Origin of the sequence: Aureimonas jatrophae (assembly GCF_900104035.1) — a bacterium.
GTDB lineage: Bacteria > Pseudomonadota > Alphaproteobacteria > Rhizobiales > Rhizobiaceae > Aureimonas > Aureimonas jatrophae.
Window position 1 is genome coordinate 259,082 of sequence record NZ_FNIT01000002.1, and the last position, 14,580, is coordinate 273,661.

General features: G+C 70.5%; 11 protein-coding genes. 5 read left to right on the forward strand and 6 right to left on the reverse strand.

What is annotated here, in order from left to right; genetic code table 11:
• Positions 1-3 precede the first annotated feature (3 nt).
• A complete protein-coding gene (locus BLQ76_RS05650) occupies positions 4-1,002 on the forward strand; it encodes an ABC transporter permease (RefSeq protein WP_090670252.1) in 999 nt (332 codons plus the stop codon).
• Entirely contained in the window at positions 999-2,159 is a 1,161-nt protein-coding gene (locus tag BLQ76_RS05655; RefSeq protein WP_090670254.1) for an ABC transporter permease, read from the forward strand. Before BLQ76_RS05650 ends, BLQ76_RS05655 begins: the two co-directional genes overlap by 4 nt.
• On the opposite strand, the gene BLQ76_RS05660 is transcribed toward BLQ76_RS05655, so the two are convergent.
• Genes BLQ76_RS05660 through BLQ76_RS05675 form a run of 4 tightly spaced genes read right to left on the reverse strand, consistent with a single transcriptional unit; the run spans position 2,054 to position 7,470 of the window.
• The gene (locus BLQ76_RS05660) at positions 2,054-3,382 is read right to left on the reverse strand and encodes an adenylate/guanylate cyclase domain-containing protein (protein WP_090670256.1); all 1,329 of its coding nucleotides are present in this window, start codon (positions 3,380-3,382) and stop codon (positions 2,054-2,056) included. The two genes, BLQ76_RS05655 and BLQ76_RS05660, sit on opposite strands and share 106 nt — an antisense overlap.
• Positions 3,383-3,390: 8 nt before the next feature.
• Positions 3,391-4,254, reverse strand: coding sequence for an MBL fold metallo-hydrolase (locus BLQ76_RS05665; protein WP_090670258.1), 864 nt, complete (start codon positions 4,252-4,254; stop codon positions 3,391-3,393).
• Positions 4,251-4,715 carry a cyclic nucleotide-binding domain-containing protein gene (locus BLQ76_RS05670; protein ID WP_090670260.1) on the reverse strand — a complete coding sequence of 155 codons (465 nt, stop codon included), beginning with the start codon at positions 4,713-4,715 and terminating at the stop codon, positions 4,251-4,253. Before BLQ76_RS05670 ends, BLQ76_RS05665 begins: the two co-directional genes overlap by 4 nt.
• Before the next feature lie 40 nt (positions 4,716-4,755).
• Positions 4,756-7,470 (reverse strand): ABC transporter transmembrane domain-containing protein, encoded by a 2,715-nt coding sequence (locus BLQ76_RS05675; protein WP_090670262.1) that lies wholly within the window; start codon positions 7,468-7,470, stop codon positions 4,756-4,758.
• A 166-nt stretch (positions 7,471-7,636) separates the two neighbouring features.
• Between BLQ76_RS05675 and BLQ76_RS05680 the strand changes: the two genes are divergently transcribed.
• The 3 genes from BLQ76_RS05680 to BLQ76_RS05690 are packed head-to-tail and all read left to right on the forward strand — an operon-like array spanning position 7,637 to position 12,005.
• Positions 7,637-8,779: a glycosyltransferase family 4 protein gene (locus BLQ76_RS05680; protein ID WP_090670264.1), complete on the forward strand. Its 1,143-nt coding sequence runs from the start codon at positions 7,637-7,639 to the stop codon at positions 8,777-8,779.
• On the forward strand, positions 8,767-10,659 hold the full coding sequence (locus BLQ76_RS05685; protein WP_090670266.1) for a glycosyltransferase: 1,893 nt from the start codon (positions 8,767-8,769) through the stop codon (positions 10,657-10,659). The genes BLQ76_RS05680 and BLQ76_RS05685 overlap by 13 nt, the downstream gene beginning before the upstream one ends.
• The gene (locus BLQ76_RS05690; protein WP_090670268.1) at positions 10,656-12,005 is read left to right on the forward strand and encodes a nucleotide sugar dehydrogenase; all 1,350 of its coding nucleotides are present in this window, start codon (positions 10,656-10,658) and stop codon (positions 12,003-12,005) included. The genes BLQ76_RS05685 and BLQ76_RS05690 overlap by 4 nt, the downstream gene beginning before the upstream one ends.
• Here the strand turns inward: BLQ76_RS05690 and BLQ76_RS05695 are convergent.
• Both BLQ76_RS05695 and BLQ76_RS05700 read right to left on the reverse strand, forming a co-directional pair.
• Positions 11,995-13,290, reverse strand: a complete 1,296-nt coding sequence (locus BLQ76_RS05695) for a glycosyltransferase family 4 protein (RefSeq protein ID WP_090670270.1) — start codon at positions 13,288-13,290, stop codon at positions 11,995-11,997. The two genes, BLQ76_RS05690 and BLQ76_RS05695, sit on opposite strands and share 11 nt — an antisense overlap.
• Positions 13,287-14,549, reverse strand: a complete 1,263-nt coding sequence (locus tag BLQ76_RS05700) for a glycosyltransferase family protein (protein ID WP_090670272.1) — start codon at positions 14,547-14,549, stop codon at positions 13,287-13,289. The genes BLQ76_RS05695 and BLQ76_RS05700 overlap by 4 nt, the downstream gene beginning before the upstream one ends.
• Between the last annotated feature and the right edge of the window lie 31 nt (positions 14,550-14,580).

Genomic DNA, 14,580 nt, shown 5'->3' on the forward strand with positions numbered 1-14,580 from the left:
ATCATGCTGCGCTACCTCCTGTTCCGCCTCGGCACGATGGTCTCGACGCTTCTGGTCGCGAGCGTCCTGATCTTCGCGATCATCCAGCTTCCGCCCGGCGATTACCTCACCAACTACATCGGCGAGCTTCGCGCCGAAGGCGAGACGCAGGCCGAGGAGAAGGTCGCCTTCCTGCGCGAGCAGTACGGCCTCGACCAGCCGCTGCCCGTCCAGTACCTCCACTGGATCTCGGGCTTCGTGCAAGGCGACTTCGGCTACTCGTTCGAATACGCAGCGCCCGTCTCGGACGTGATCGGCGACCGCGTGTTCCTGACGCTCGTCCTGAACTTCGCGACGGTTCTCTTCGTGTATCTCGTGGCCTTTCCGCTCGGGCTCTTCGTCGCGCGGCGCAAGCACAGCGCCGCCGACCGCTCGCTGACGCTGGCGGGCTATCTCGGGCTGGCGACGCCGAACTTCCTGCTCGCCCTCGTGCTCCTGTATCTTTCCAACTGGCTGTTCGGCATCTCGATCGGCGGGCTGATGGATCCCACCTATGCGGAAGCCGACTGGTCGGCGGCCAAGGTCGGCTCGGTGCTGGCCCACCTCGTGGTGCCGGTGGTGGTGATCGGCCTGTCGGGAACCGCGGCGATGATCCAGCGCCTGCGCGCCAACCTCCTCGACGAGCTGCGGCGCCCCTATGTCGTGGCCGCCACCGCGCGCGGGCTGTCGGACGGGTTCGTCCTGCGTAAATACGCGCTGCGCTCGGCACTCAACCCCTTCGTCTCCGACATCGGCGACCTGCTGCCGCAGATCGTGTCGGGCTCGGTGATCATCTCCGTGATCATGTCGCTGCCGACCACCGGGCCGATGCTCCTGTCCTCGCTGCGCAGCCAGGACATGTATCTGGCCGGCTCGTTCCTGATGTTCCTGGCGATCCTGACGGTGGTGGGCATGCTCGTCTCCGACCTCGCGCTGGCGCTGATCGACCCGCGCGTGCGCCTCACCGGGCAGCGCGCCCCGTGAGCGAGGCGCTGCCCCACTGGGTTTCCGAGAAGCCCTTCGATCCCGAGCGTCTGGCGGGCGAGCATACGAGCGTCAGCACGGCCTATGCGCGGGCCTCCCAGCGTCGCCTCTTCTGGTGGCGACTGCGACGGCACCGGCTGGCGGTCGCGTCGCTCGTCTTCCTCGTGCTGGCCTATCTCGTGGCGGCCACGGCCGAGTTCGTCGCGCCGGCCGGCGTCGCCACGCGCGATACGCGCCACATCTTCATGCCGCCGCAGCGCGTCCATCTCGTCCACGAGGGGCGCTTCCTCGGCCCCTTTGTCTATGCGCGCGAGGGCACGCTGGACATGGACACCCTGCAGCGTCGCTACCGCGAGGATCGCTCCAGGCCGATGCCGCTGCGCTTCTTCTGCCGGGGTGAGCCCTACCGCTTCTGGGGGATCTGGGCGGGCGACCGTCACCTCTACTGCGCGCCGGAGGGCGGCACCGCCTTTCTTCTGGGTTCGGACCGGCTCGGGCGCGACATGTTCTCGCGCCTCGTTCACGGCGCGCGCATCTCGCTGACGATCGGCCTTGTCGGCGTCACGCTCACCATGGTGCTGGGCCTCCTGTTCGGGGGCCTGGCCGGATATCTCGGGGGCTGGGCCGACTTCTGGCTCGGGCGCGCGACGGAAATCCTGCGCTCGCTGCCGCACCTGCCGATCTGGCTGGCGCTCTCGGCGGCGCTGCCGGTGACGCTCGACCCGCTTCTCGTCTACTTCCTGATCACCGCGATCCTGGCCTTCCTGGAATGGCCGGGCCTGGCGCGGGCGGTGCGCTCCAAGCTCCTGTCCTTGCGCGAGGAGGACTTCGTGGCCGCTGCCGAGATGATGGGCGCAGGCCCCGCACGCATCATCTCGCGCCACCTTCTGCCGAACTTCATGAGCCACATCGTGGTATCCGCCGCGCTCGCCATCCCGACCATGATCCTGGCCGAAACGGCGCTGAGCTTCCTCGGCCTCGGTTTGCGCGCGCCGATCACGAGCTGGGGCGTGCTTCTGACCGAGGCGCAGAACATCGAGGCGGTGGTTCTCTACCCCTGGCTGCTGCTGCCCATGGTGCCGGTCATGGCGACGGTGCTCGCCTTCTCGTTCCTGGGCGACGGATTGCGCGACGCGCTCGACCCCCTGTCGGACTGAGCTCCCGCGTCGTCGAGGCGCAGGCTGTAGAGCGCCGTCTCGTGGTGGGTGCCGCGCAGCGTGAAGCGGCCGATCGGTTGCCATTGGGCCGGGTCGCAGGAGGCGACCTCGTCGGTCGCCAGCACCGGGATGCCGAGGCGCTTGGTTTCCTTCTCGATGCGCTCAGCCTCGTTGACCGAGGGACCGATCACCGAGAAGCTCAGGCGCTGGCGGATGCCGATGTTGCCAAGGCGCACGTCGCCGATGCACATGGCCACCCCGAACTCGAACGGCACCTCGCCGGCGGCCTCGCGGCGCCGGTTGACGATCTGGCAGGCGGCGCGCGCCGCACGAGCCGCCCCCACCGCCCGGTCGCTCGCCTCGCTCTCCGACGTCTCGCCCTCGCGGATCGGGAAGATGGCGAGCACCGCATCGCCGATGAAGGCCAGGATCTCGCCGCCGGCCTCCACCGCCGCCCGGCCTGCGCAGTCGAAGTAGTCGTTGAGAAGCGCGAGGTAGCGATCCTCGCCGAGGTCTTCGGCCAGCCCCGTCGAGTCGCGCAGGTCCGAAAACCACACCAGCGCCCGGACCTGGCTGCCGCTGCCAAGGCGTATGCGGCCGCTCAAGACCTCATGGGCGATCGTCGGGCCGAGATAGGTGTCGGCGACGCTCGTGATCAGGCGCGGGTAGATGTTGAGCTTGCACAGGAGCGCCATGTAGCGCTGCAGCTGGCGCAGCGTTTCCACGACCGTGTCGTGGAAGCCGCCCGGCGCGCGCGTCGCCCAGGTCACGTAGAGGCCGAGATCGTCGGCGCGCAGCGGCAGGACGGAGCGCTCCGTGAACATCTCGGTGCGCAGGCCGATGAGATCCGTGTAGCCGTCGGCCCGCAGCTCCTCGTAGAGATCGAAGGGCAAGGGGCCGTGGCCCTCGAGCCGCGCGCGCATGAACGTCTCGCTGTGGTCCAGCATCCACTTGATGGGACTGCGCAGCCACTCGTCGGTGTCCTCCTCCTGATGCGGGAAGCGGTTGGTGGAGATGCCGCGATCGGCCGTCCACAGCACCGTCTCGGCCTCGAACAGGGGATGGAGGGTCGACCAGGCCATGCGGCAGCGGTCGATCGGAATGCCGACGTGGTTGAGCTTGCGGGCGAGCGCCTCCAGCATGACCTCGGGCGGCTTCTCGGCCAGCGCCTGACGCAGGAGCCAGTCGCCGACCTCCAGGATCTTGGACGTGTTCAGAACCATGACAGCCTCTAGGCCGGCAAGCGGTCCGCCACGGGTGCCAGATCGAAGCAGAGGCCCGGACGGCCGGCGACGGCACCGGGAAAGTCGGCCTGCGCCTGCGCTTCGATCCGCGCCAGGTCGGCATCGGACCGCTTGTGGGAATGATGGAACAGGACGAGCCGCTCGATGCCGGACCGGCGGCAGAGGCGAATCCCCTCCTCAACGGAGGAATGTCCATACCCTTTGAAAAGCGGCATTTCCGCGTCGGTGTAGGTGGTGTCGTAGACCAGGAGATCGGCGCCGGCGAGGAAGCGCTCCAGCGTCTCGTCGCGCGTTCCCGGCAGGTGTTCGTGGTCGGTCGCATAGACGATCGAGCGATGGCCGGTCTCCACCCGATAGGCGACCGCGCCGTTGGGATGGCGCAAGGGCGCGGTCTCGATCGCGACGCCTGGCGCCGGCGCCAGACGGTCGCCCGGATGAAAGGTCACGTAGTCGATCTCGGCCTTGAACTTCTCGAGGCCGACCGGATGAAACGGGGGGCGGAGAAAGTCCACCAGCAGCTCGCGGCACGTCTTGCCATCCTGCATGTGCCCGGCGTGGATGCGGACGCGGCAGCTCGGATCGTAGAAGGGCGCGAAGTAGGGCAGCCCCATCACGTGGTCGTAGTGCGCATGGCCGAGAAAGAGGTCGATCTCGCGCCGCTTCTCGGCGTGCAGCCGGTTGCCGAGCGGCACGATGCCGGTTCCCGCGTCGAAGATCAGCACCCGATCGCCCGCCTCCGCCGAGACGCAACAGGTCTTGGCGCCGAAGCGTGAGGGATCGTCGGGCGCCACGGGAAGCGTACCGCGCGCGCCCCAGATCTCGAGTCGCAGACCCGCCGGCGCGTGCGTCACGTAGCCAGAGCCGCCGCCGCGCGAGCCGCCACGAGCTCGGAGGAGGTCCGGTTCAACCGCATCGCCATCTCGCGCAACATCACGCGCGCCATGGAGGGGAAGGCGTCCAGCATGTCGGACAGGCATTCCTTGCCGATGCGCAGCGTCGAGGCGTCGGTCAGGGCGCGCACGCTGGCGGTGCGGGGGATGTCGCACAGGATGCCGATCTCGCCCACGATGTCGTTGCGCCCGAAGCGCGCCAGCTCGATGTCGCCGATTGGCGAGCTGGCCAGGACCGCCACCTCGCCCGACAGGATGAGATAGGCGCTGTCGCCCATGTCACCCTGGTGGAACAGCGTGTCGCCGACCGAGAAGCGCATCGCCTGCGAGGTGAAGGCGATCAGCTTCAGCCGGCTCGGCTCGATGCCCTGGAACAGGGGCACGCGCCGCAGGATTTCGACCTCGTCCGCAAGAAGGCTCATGGCTGCTCAAGGCTCCGTCGCGACCGGCCGCCTCCGGCCGTCATCGCGCGTCCGCTGGTGACGATAGGACGGGGTCTAGCGGCTCCGCAAGACTGTCGCCCGCGACCCGTCCGCGTTCAAAACGCACGATGCGGTCGAAAGGTTCGCCCTGACCCGGCGCCGAGGCGACCCAGAACAGGCCGAAGGGCCGCGCGGGGTCGGCCGCCCGCTTCAGGACGGCCGCGACGATTCGGGCCTGCGTATCGGCGTCGAGCGCCGACAGGCATCGGTTCGCGACGAGGTAGTCGGGCGCCTTGAGAAGCGCGCGCGCCAGCGTCAGCTTCTGCTGCTGGCCGAGGCTGAGGCGCTTGGCGCCCGCGCCCAGGTCGAACTCGAAGGCGGTGCGCAGCACCACGGCGCCCAGGCCAGACGCCCCGATCGTCTCGCCCAGGATCTCGTCGATCCGCGCCGAGGCCTTGGGCGTGGCGTCCGCCACGCGCCCGAAGACGATGTTGTCCTGCAGCGTCGCGGCCGGGTTGAAGCGATCGGGATCGTGGAACACCACGCTCTCGCGCACGAGCGGCGAGGCGATCTCGCGAAACAGGCTCCGGGCCTCGACGATGCGGGCGCGCAGGGCGTCGTCCACGAGACCGAGGCGGTAGCGCGGCTCGATATAGGAGAGGGCGAGGCGGATCAGCGAGCCCCGATCCTCGCCGGTCTCGATCGGGCCGTCCGGCGTGCCCATCCGCATCACGAGCTGGCGGTAGAAGTCGATCTCGTCGGGGCGGATGATGTCCATGCGGCGCAGAAGCGGATTGTCGGAGCCGATCTCGCCGAACAGCTCGACCAGCGTGGTGGCGATCTGGAGGCCCATCTCGGCCAGCGTGTCGCCGAGCCCGGTCTGCTGAAGAACGCGCCGCGCGTCGGAGCGCACGAGAAGGCGGGTCGCGGCGGCCTCGTCCTCGCGCGAGGCGCCGAACACGATGTTCTCCAGGATCGTCGCGTGGCGCAGGAAGCTGCCGGGATCGAAGCGCTCCACAGCGCCGCTCAGACCCTCCTCGGCGAGCCGCGCGGCCAACAGCGTTCGCGCGGCCAGCACCCGCTCGCCGGCCTCGGCCTCGTAGGCCGCAGGCACGCGTCCGGCCAGACCCAGGCGCCGCATGTCGCGCTTGAGGTCCACGATCGCGATCGCCTCTTCGATCAGCGCGATCTCGCGATCGGGGCTGGCGGGCAGGACCGAGCGGTCCACCCAGTCCTCGCGTGCGTCCAGCGTCGTGTTGCCCGAGGCAGCCGCCTCGCGCCGCATCTGGGCCTCCAGGCGCGTTTCGGGCGGATGCATGCCGGGCGCGGGATAGTGCATCAGGGGATAGAGCAGGGCCTCGCGCAGCGTCGACTGCGGATAGTAGGGAGCGGCCTCCGCATAGGCGAGACGGCGGCCGGTCACCGATTCGGGCCATGCGCCGAGCGGTCGGCCGGCCAGCTCGATCTCGCCGCTCGCCGGAGGCGCCAGGCCCACCAGCGCCTCGGCGACGCTTTCCGCGCCCTCGCCGAGCGGGCCGATCGCGGCCACGCGCTCGCGCAGCGGCAGGTCCAGCGTCACGCCGCTGGCCAGCACCGCGCCCGTGTCGTCGCGGATCGTCGTGTCGAGGAGGCGGAAGCCGCCCGCGAGCCGGGCGACGCCGGCAGCGCCCGCCGCCTGCACGGCCGGGTCGACGAGGCCGCCGATCTCGAACTGCTGGGCGACCTGCTCGTATTTCACGTCGACGTCGAGCCGCATCAGGTCCCAGTCGATCAGGTCCTTGAGTGGCGAGGGCAGCTCGCGATAGGCCGCGATCACCGCCACCAGCTCGCCGATATCGATCTCGCCCTTGATCGCGAAGTAGCCGCCGAACATGTAGAAGATGAAGGGCGTCGCCTGGGACAGGAAGTTGTTCAGGAACTTGACGAAGAACTTCCACTGGTAGATGTCGAAGCGGATCAGGAAGATCCGCCCGAGCTGCTCGGAGATGCGCGCCCGCACGATGTTCGACGTGTCGTTGGTGCGGATGGTCGGCATCGACTCGATGATCTCGCCGACCGTGCCGGCAAGGCGCCGCGCCGTGAGCTGCCGCTCGCGCCCGAGCACCAGGAGCCGGCGGCGCATGCGCGGGATCAGCACCGCCTGGAACAGCGTCACGCCGAGCGCGATGGCCCCGAGCGTCCAGCTCTGCAGGAAGATGAACACCATCGCGGTCAGGATCTGACTCATGAGGTAGAGCGGCTGGACGAAGGCGTCGCCGATGAAGCCGCCGATCGGCTCCAGCTCGTCCTTGATCATCGAGGCGACCTCGGCAGGCCGCACGCGCCGGAACTGGCGGATCGGGAAGCGCAGCACGCGGTCCACCATCTCGTAGCGCATGCGCCGCAGCATGCGCTCGCCGAGCCGCCCCTTGTAGGTGTTGAGGTAGAACTTGAAGGCGCCGTTCACGATCACGAAGAACAGAAACAGCGTGGACAGGACGAACAACGCCTCCATCCGCTCCAGGGACGTGCCGTCGAGAAGCACGAGATGGTCGGAGCCGCCGAGAAAGCCCGGCAGCGGGAGCGTCAGGGTGAAGTAGCGCACGCTCGCGCCCGCGCCCTCGAAGCCCTCGCCCTGGATCGGGCCGTTGATGATGAGCTTGGGCAGGTTCAACGACAGGAAGAGCGGGATGATGGACAGGAGCACCACCACCAGCATCCAGATCTGTTCCCGGCGCGTGTGGCGCCAGACGTAGCGATAAAGGGAGGTGGCCATGAACGCTCGGCACCGCTCCGAAGGCAGGAAGACGTAAGAGCGGGAGGAGCGCAGGAAGCGTCTGCCGCGTCAAGCGGGAGCCGAGCGGGGGCGCGACGCTTGCGGCCCGGCAGGGGCCGCGTTAGGCCGGGGGCGAATCTTCTCGAGGACCTCGCGGCTCCCAGCGATGCCATCCGATCCACCGGCGCTTCGCCCGCCCCTCAGCTTCTACGCGCCCCTGAAGTCGCCGGACGATCCCGTGCCCTCGGGCGACCGCACGGTGGCGCGGCTGCTGCTCGCGGCGCTCGAGCGGGCGGGCCTGGCGCCGAAGTTGGCGAGCCGGTTTCGCTCCTTTTCCGGCGATGGCACGGCGCAGAACGCGCTTCTGGCGGCCGGCGCCGACGAGGCCGAGCGGGTCTACGGCGCGCTGGAGCCGCTTCCCGAGGCGCGGCGACCCCGCCTCTGGTTGACCTACCACAGCTACTACAAGGCGCCCGACCTCATCGGTCCCGTCGTCTCGCGCCGGCTCGCCATTCCCTATGTCCTCGTCGAGGCCTCGCATGCGGACAAGCGGGCGGGCGGCCCGTTCGACCTGTTTCACCGCCGGGCCGCGGACGCGGTGCGCGCCGCGGACCTGCATCTCGTTCTCAACCGGCGTGACGAGGAGGGGCTGCGCCGGCTCCGCGGCGGCGGAAACGGCATCGTGCGCCTTGCGCCCTTTGTCGGGGAGACCGGCCCAAGCGACCCCGCGCCCTTGTCCGAGAACGGGCCGTTGCGTCTCGTGACGGTCGCCATGATGCGGCCGGGCGACAAGTTCAGCTCCTATCGCATCCTCGCCGACGCGCTCGGGCGCGCGCCATGCGACTGGGTGCTGGACGTGGCCGGCGACGGCGCGGCGCGCGGCGAGGTGGAGGCGGCGTTCGCGCCGCTGGCCGAACGCGTGCGCTTCCATGGGCTCGTCACCGAGCCCGACCGGCTCGCCGCGCTGGTCAGGGAGGCCGACCTGCTCGCCTGGCCGGGCGTCAACGAGGCCTTCGGCATGACCTACCTGGAAGCTGCCCGGTACGGTCGACCAGCGCTCGCCATGCGCTATGGGGGCGTGCCCGAGGTGGTGGAGGACGGCGTCTCGGGCCTTCTGGTCGATGCCGGCGATGCGGACGCCTATGCCCTCGCGCTGGAGCACCTTGCGCTCGACCGCGCCCGGCTTCGCCGCCTGGGAGCCGGGGCGCGCGAGCGATCCGAGAGCGTCCACGGCTTCGACGCCGCCGCGCGTCGCCTGTCGCAGACGCTCGCGCCGCTTCTTTCGCGGAGCCCCGTATGCGCGTCCTGATCGCGGTGACCCATCTTCTGGGGGTCGGTCATCTCGCCCGCGCCGCGCTTCTCGGGCGGGGCCTGGCTGCGGCGGGCCATGACGTGTGCGTGGCAAGCGGCGGACGGCCGGTGCCGAACCTGGACCTTGCGGGCGTCGAACTCGTGCAGCTGCCGCCCGTCCACTGTCGCGACGCCGACTTCCGAACGCTGTGGGGCGAGGACGGCCGGATGCTGGACGACGCGCTGCGCGCGTACCGGCGCGAAGCGCTGCTCGCCGCCTTCCGGCGCGTCCATCCGGACGTCGTGATGACGGAAACCTATCCGTTCGGTCGCCGATCGCTCGCGGGCGAGTTCGAGGCGCTGGTCTCGGCCGTCTGGGCACGGCCCGAGCGCCCGGCGCTTCTCGCCTCGGTGCGGGACATCCTGAACCCGCCCTCCCGGCCGGACAAGGCGCTCCAGGCCGAGCGCATCGTCGTGGAGCGCTTCGATGGTGTCCTCGTTCACGGCGACCCGGCCGCGGTTCCGTTGGAGCGCTCCTGGCCGGTGGGCGAGGGGTTGCGTCCGCGGCTTCTCTATACGGGCTACGTCAGCGGCGACGCCGCGCCGGCGAGCGCGAGGCGCGGGGAGGAGATCGTGGTCTCGGGCGGGGGAGGCATCGCCGGCCTGACGTTGTTTCGCGCCGCGGTCGTCGCCTCGCGCCTCGACGGTTCGGGGCGCTGGCGCATTCTCGTCGGCCACGGCGTGCCGGAGGCGGACTTCCGGGAGCTGGCGGGCGCTGCCCATTCCCGCCTCGTGGTGGATCGGGCGAGGCCCGACTTCCGCGATCTGCTGGCGCACGCCTCCGTGTCGGTCAGCCAGAGCGGATACAACACGGTTCTCGACCTGGCGGGCGCGGGAACGCCGGCCGTGCTGGTGCCGTTCGAGGAGGGGTCGGAGCAGGAACAGCGTCTGCGTGCCGAAGGGCTGGCTGCCGCGGGCCGCGCGGTGCTGCTGCCCGCCGCCGAACTGTCGCCCGAGGCGCTGCACGGCGCGGTGGAGGCGGCTCGCGCGCTCCCGCAAGGTGCCGGCGTGCCGGTGAACACGAACGGCGTCGCGCGCAGCGTCCTGCTGGTCGAGGAGGCGGCCAGGCGGGCGCGTCGGATCGCGCAAGGCTGGGCCGCGCTCGGCCGGGTTCTGGACGAAAGGGCAGCGACCCGGCGGCCGGCCGCGCTCTGGTGGCGCGACGACGACGCGGCCGAGCCGACCGAGGCGCTGGACAGGCTTCTCGCCCTCCGCCGCCATCTCGGCGTGCCGTTGGCCCTCGCCGTCAGCCCACGCCTTGCAACCGACGCGCTCGCGCAACGGCTCCAGGGCGAGGACGCGGCGATCCTTGTCCACGGCATCGCCCATCTCAACCATGCGCCGGCGGGCGAGAAGCGGCGGGAGCTCGGCTATCGCCCCCCCGCCGATATTCTTCGCGAGCTCGGCGAGGGCCTTGCCGCACTCCGCCAACTCCTCGGCGATCGCGTGCTGCCGGTTCTCGTGCCGCCCTGGAACCGCATCGACGCGGCGCTCGTGCCAGAGCTGGCTGCCGTCGGCTATCGCGGCCTTTCGACCTTCGGCGCACGGTCCGGCGCCACGCGCGACGGACTCGCCGTCGCCAACGCCCATTGCGATCCGATCCTGTGGCACGGCGGGCGGGGACTGGCCGACGAGGCGGAAACGCTGGAGCGCCTCGCGCGCGACCTCGCCCGCGACGAGCCGGTCGGTCTTCTCACCCACCATCTCGTCCACGACCCGGCGGTCTGGCGCTTCGTCGAGCAGCTTCTCGCCTACCTCGGCGCCCATCCCGGCGCGCGGTTCGTGAACGCCCACGCCGCCTTCGCCCTCCCACCCGCACACGAGGAGGCGCCGCGATGAGCGAGTCCCCGACAAACCCGCATGCCGCCAATCTGCTGGCGCGGATCGAGGGGCGCACCGCGCGTGTCGGCATCATCGGGCTCGGCTATGTCGGCCTGCCGCTCGCGCTGGCGCTATGCCGCGCGGGCTTTCCGGTGCTCGGCTTCGACATCGACCAGCGCCGCGTCGCGCTCCTGAACCGGGGCGAGAGCGGCATCCGCCACATCGCGTCCGATGCGCTCCAAGAGGCTCTGGCCGAGAACCGGTTCGAGGCGACGGCGGACTTCGCGCGGCTCGGCGAGGCGGACGCCGTCCTGATCTGCGTGCCGACTCCGCTCACGCGCCAGCGCGAGCCCGACCTGGCCTTCGTGGAACGCGCAAGCCGCCAGATCGCGGAAGCGTTGCGCCCCGGCCAGCTCGTCGTGCTGGAATCCACCACCTGGCCCGGCACGACGCTCGAGGTGGTGAAGCCGATCTTGGAGCGGGGCGGCGAGCGCTCGGGCGAGACCTTCTTCCTCGCCTTCTCGCCCGAGCGCGAGGACCCCGGCAACCCGGACTACGGCACGCGCGACATTCCCAAGATCGTGGGCGGCGACGGCGCGCATGCGCTGCAGCTCGCCGTCGCGCTCTACGGCGCGGCCATGGCCTCCACCGTCCCGGTCTCCAGCCCGTCCGTGGCGGAAGCCGTGAAGCTCACCGAGAACATCTTCCGCTCCGTCAACATCGCGCTCGTGAACGAGCTGAAGGTCGTCTACGACGCGATGGGCATCGACGTCTGGGACGTGATCGCGGCGGCCGCCACCAAGCCCTTCGGCTTCATGCCCTTCCAGCCGGGACCGGGCCTGGGCGGGCACTGCATCCCGATCGACCCCTTCTACCTCGCCTGGAAGGCGCGCGAGTTCGAGGTGCCGACGCGCTTCATCGAGCTGGCCGGCGAGATCAACACCGCCATGCCCCGCCATGTGGTGGACCGTCTGGCCGAGGCGCTCGACCGGCGCTTCCGGCGCGGGCTCAACGGGGCGCACGTCCTCGTGCTCGGCGTCGCCTACAAGCGCAACGTCGAGGACACGCGCGAGAGCGCCTCGTTCCGCCTGATCGAGATCCTGGAGGATCGCGGCGCTCGCACGAGCTACCACGACCCGCATGTGCCGGAGATCGGGCCGACGCGCGAGCACGTGCAGCTGGCGGGCCGACGCTCGGTCGACCTGACGCCGGAGGCGCTGGCCGGCTTCGATGCCGTGCTCGTCGCCACCGACCACGACGACGTGGACTACGCGCTGGTCGCGCAGCACATGCGGCTCGGCCTCGACACGCGCAACGCCTTCGCCAAGCGCGGGCTCGATCTTGCCCGCGTCGTCAAGGCCTGACGGGAGGGAGGGCCGTCAGGCTCTCGTCGAGAAGGCGGGTCAGCGTCGCGATGCCGGTGTCGAGCGAGAAGTCGCGCTGGAGGCGCTCGAAGGCGGCGCGGCCCAGATGCTCGCGCAGTGCGGGATCGGCGATCGTCTCGCGGAGCGCCCGCGCCAGGGCCGCCGGGTCGGCGGGCGAGACGAGCCGGCCGTTCTCGCCGTCGGTGACGAATTCGGGCACGCCGGCATAGCGCGTCGACACGATGGCGAGCCGCTGGGAGGCCGCCTCCATCAGGACGTTGGGCAGCCCGTCGCGGTCGCCCGCATCCCCTTCGCGGCAGGCGAGCACAAAGAGATCGGCCTCGCGCAGCGCCGCGATCACCGCGTCCTGCGGCTGCGAGCCGCGCCACTCGATGCGATCCCGCAGCCCGAGCCTGTCCGCCTGCGCCTTCAACGCCGCCTTGAGCTCGCCCGAACCGATGTGGACGAGACGCCAGTGCTGATCGGAAGGAAGACGCGCCAGGGCGTCCAACAGATCGCCGAACCCCTTCTTGGCGACCATGCGGCCGACCGTCACGATCCGCACGGGATCGGCCGGATCGCGTCCGTCCCGTCCGCTTGCGCGCTCGGGCGGAGCGGGAAAGCGGTCGAGGTCGAGCCCGTGATAGGCCAGGCGCACGCGCTCGGGGTCGTCGGCGGGCGACAGGCGCCGCAGCTCTTCGAAGCCCTCGCGCGTGCAGGTCACGCCGAACCGGCTGGCCGCGATCTTCTCGCGCTTCTCCCAGTCCGTGGTGGTCCAGATGTCCTTGGCATGCGCCGAGAAGCTGAACGTCCCGCCGCGCAGGAGCGCCGCGTAGCGCGCCACCGAGGCCGGCGTGTGGAGGAAGTGGACGTAGATGTGGACGAGCGCGGGGTCGAGCTCGCGCGCCAGAACCAGCGCCTGGCCGAGGCGGCGCATGCGGTTGGGCGTGGGATCGCGCCTGACGTCGCGCAGCGCCGCCCGCAGAAGCGCACCCCGGCCCGGCAGGCGGCACGCATGGAGGAGGCCGCGCAGGACGCGCAGCGGCGCGCGGTAGAGGTATTCCGGCAGGTAGCGCACGGGCGCCCGGATACGCCGGTGCAACTCGTGAAGCGTCCCGTCGGTCGGCTCGCGCAGCGACCAGATCTCCACCGCAAAGCCCGCCTGCTCCAAGGCCAGGATTTCCTGCGCGATGAAGGTTTCCGACAGGCGCGGATAGCCTTTCACCACGATCGGCAGGCGTCGCACGGGCGGGGCCGGCAGCGTGGCATCGGTCTCGGCCCTCATGCGCGCACGGCGCTCAAGCCGGCGCGCGGCCGCTCGCGTTGCAGCAGGGCGTGCGTCGCCGCCTCGATCCGGTCGAGGCCGTCGAGCAGTCCCGGCGGGAAGCTGGCCGAGGGCAGGGGCTGGCGGGCCAGAGCGCGGATCGCCTCGGCCATGACCCGAGGATCGCGCCGTCCGCCCGGCTCCAGCATGGCGCCGTCCAGCATGGCGACGAGCCCGAGCTCGGCGGCCCGCTCGGCCCGAATCGTCTGCTCGAGGCGCGGCGTGCGGCGCGGAACGATCAGCGCCCGCTTGTCGAACGACAGGATCTCGCAGAACGTGTTGTAGCCGCCCATCGCGATCACGCCCTCGGATCGCTGCATCAAATACTCGATCTTGGTGTCGAAGGTGATCGCGTCGACGCGCGGCAGCTGCGCGATGCGCTCGATGAAGGCCGCGCGGCGCGAGCGCGGGATAAAGGGACCGAACACCAGCAGCGCGCCGAGCGGAATGTCGCTGTCCGCCTCGTAGGCCGAGATCACCCAATCGATCAGTTCCTCGCCGTCGCCCCCGCCGCCGGTGGTCACCAGCGCAAAGGGCTCGCGCGTCAGGCGCGGGTAGCGTGTGGTCTGAGGCCGAGGCGGCAGCTCGCGGCGGATGTAGCCGGTGTAGTTGATGCGTTGGGCGACCGCGTCGGACAGGTCGAAGGGCGCGAGCGGCTCGTGGATCTCGCGCAGGCCGTAGATCCAGATCTCGTCGTAGAAGCGCTCCAGCGCCGTGAGCGCCCCCTTGCGGCGCCATTCCGGCACGATCACCTCGGGCTCGTCCAGGATGTCGCGCAGGCCGAGCACGATGCGCGTGCCGGCCGCGCGCAGGTAGGCGAGCGTGTCGAGAAGCTCGTCCCGAAAGCCCGTCGGCTCCTTGTCGACGATCAGGATGTCGGGCTGGAGGCTGCGCGCCGTGGCCATGATCACGGCCGAGCGCATGGCCACGGTTTCCTCGAGGTCGAGCGCGAGGCTGGAGGTCGAGTAGCTGCCGTCCGGCAGCTTCACGACGCCGGGAACGCGCACGAAGTCGATGCCGTCGCCGAACTCGAAGCTGCCGATCATCGGCGAGCCCGAGATGATCACGATCGAGGCCTGCTCCAGGCCAGGAGCCAGGCGATTGGCGATGGCACGGCAGCGCCGAATGTGGCCGAGCCCGAACGTGTCGTGGCTGTAGATAAGGATTCGCGGTCCGCGCGCGGTCTCGCGTCGATCTGCCGGAAAGGGCGCATTCAGCATCTGCGGATTCTCGAAGCTCGTCCTGCCGTGC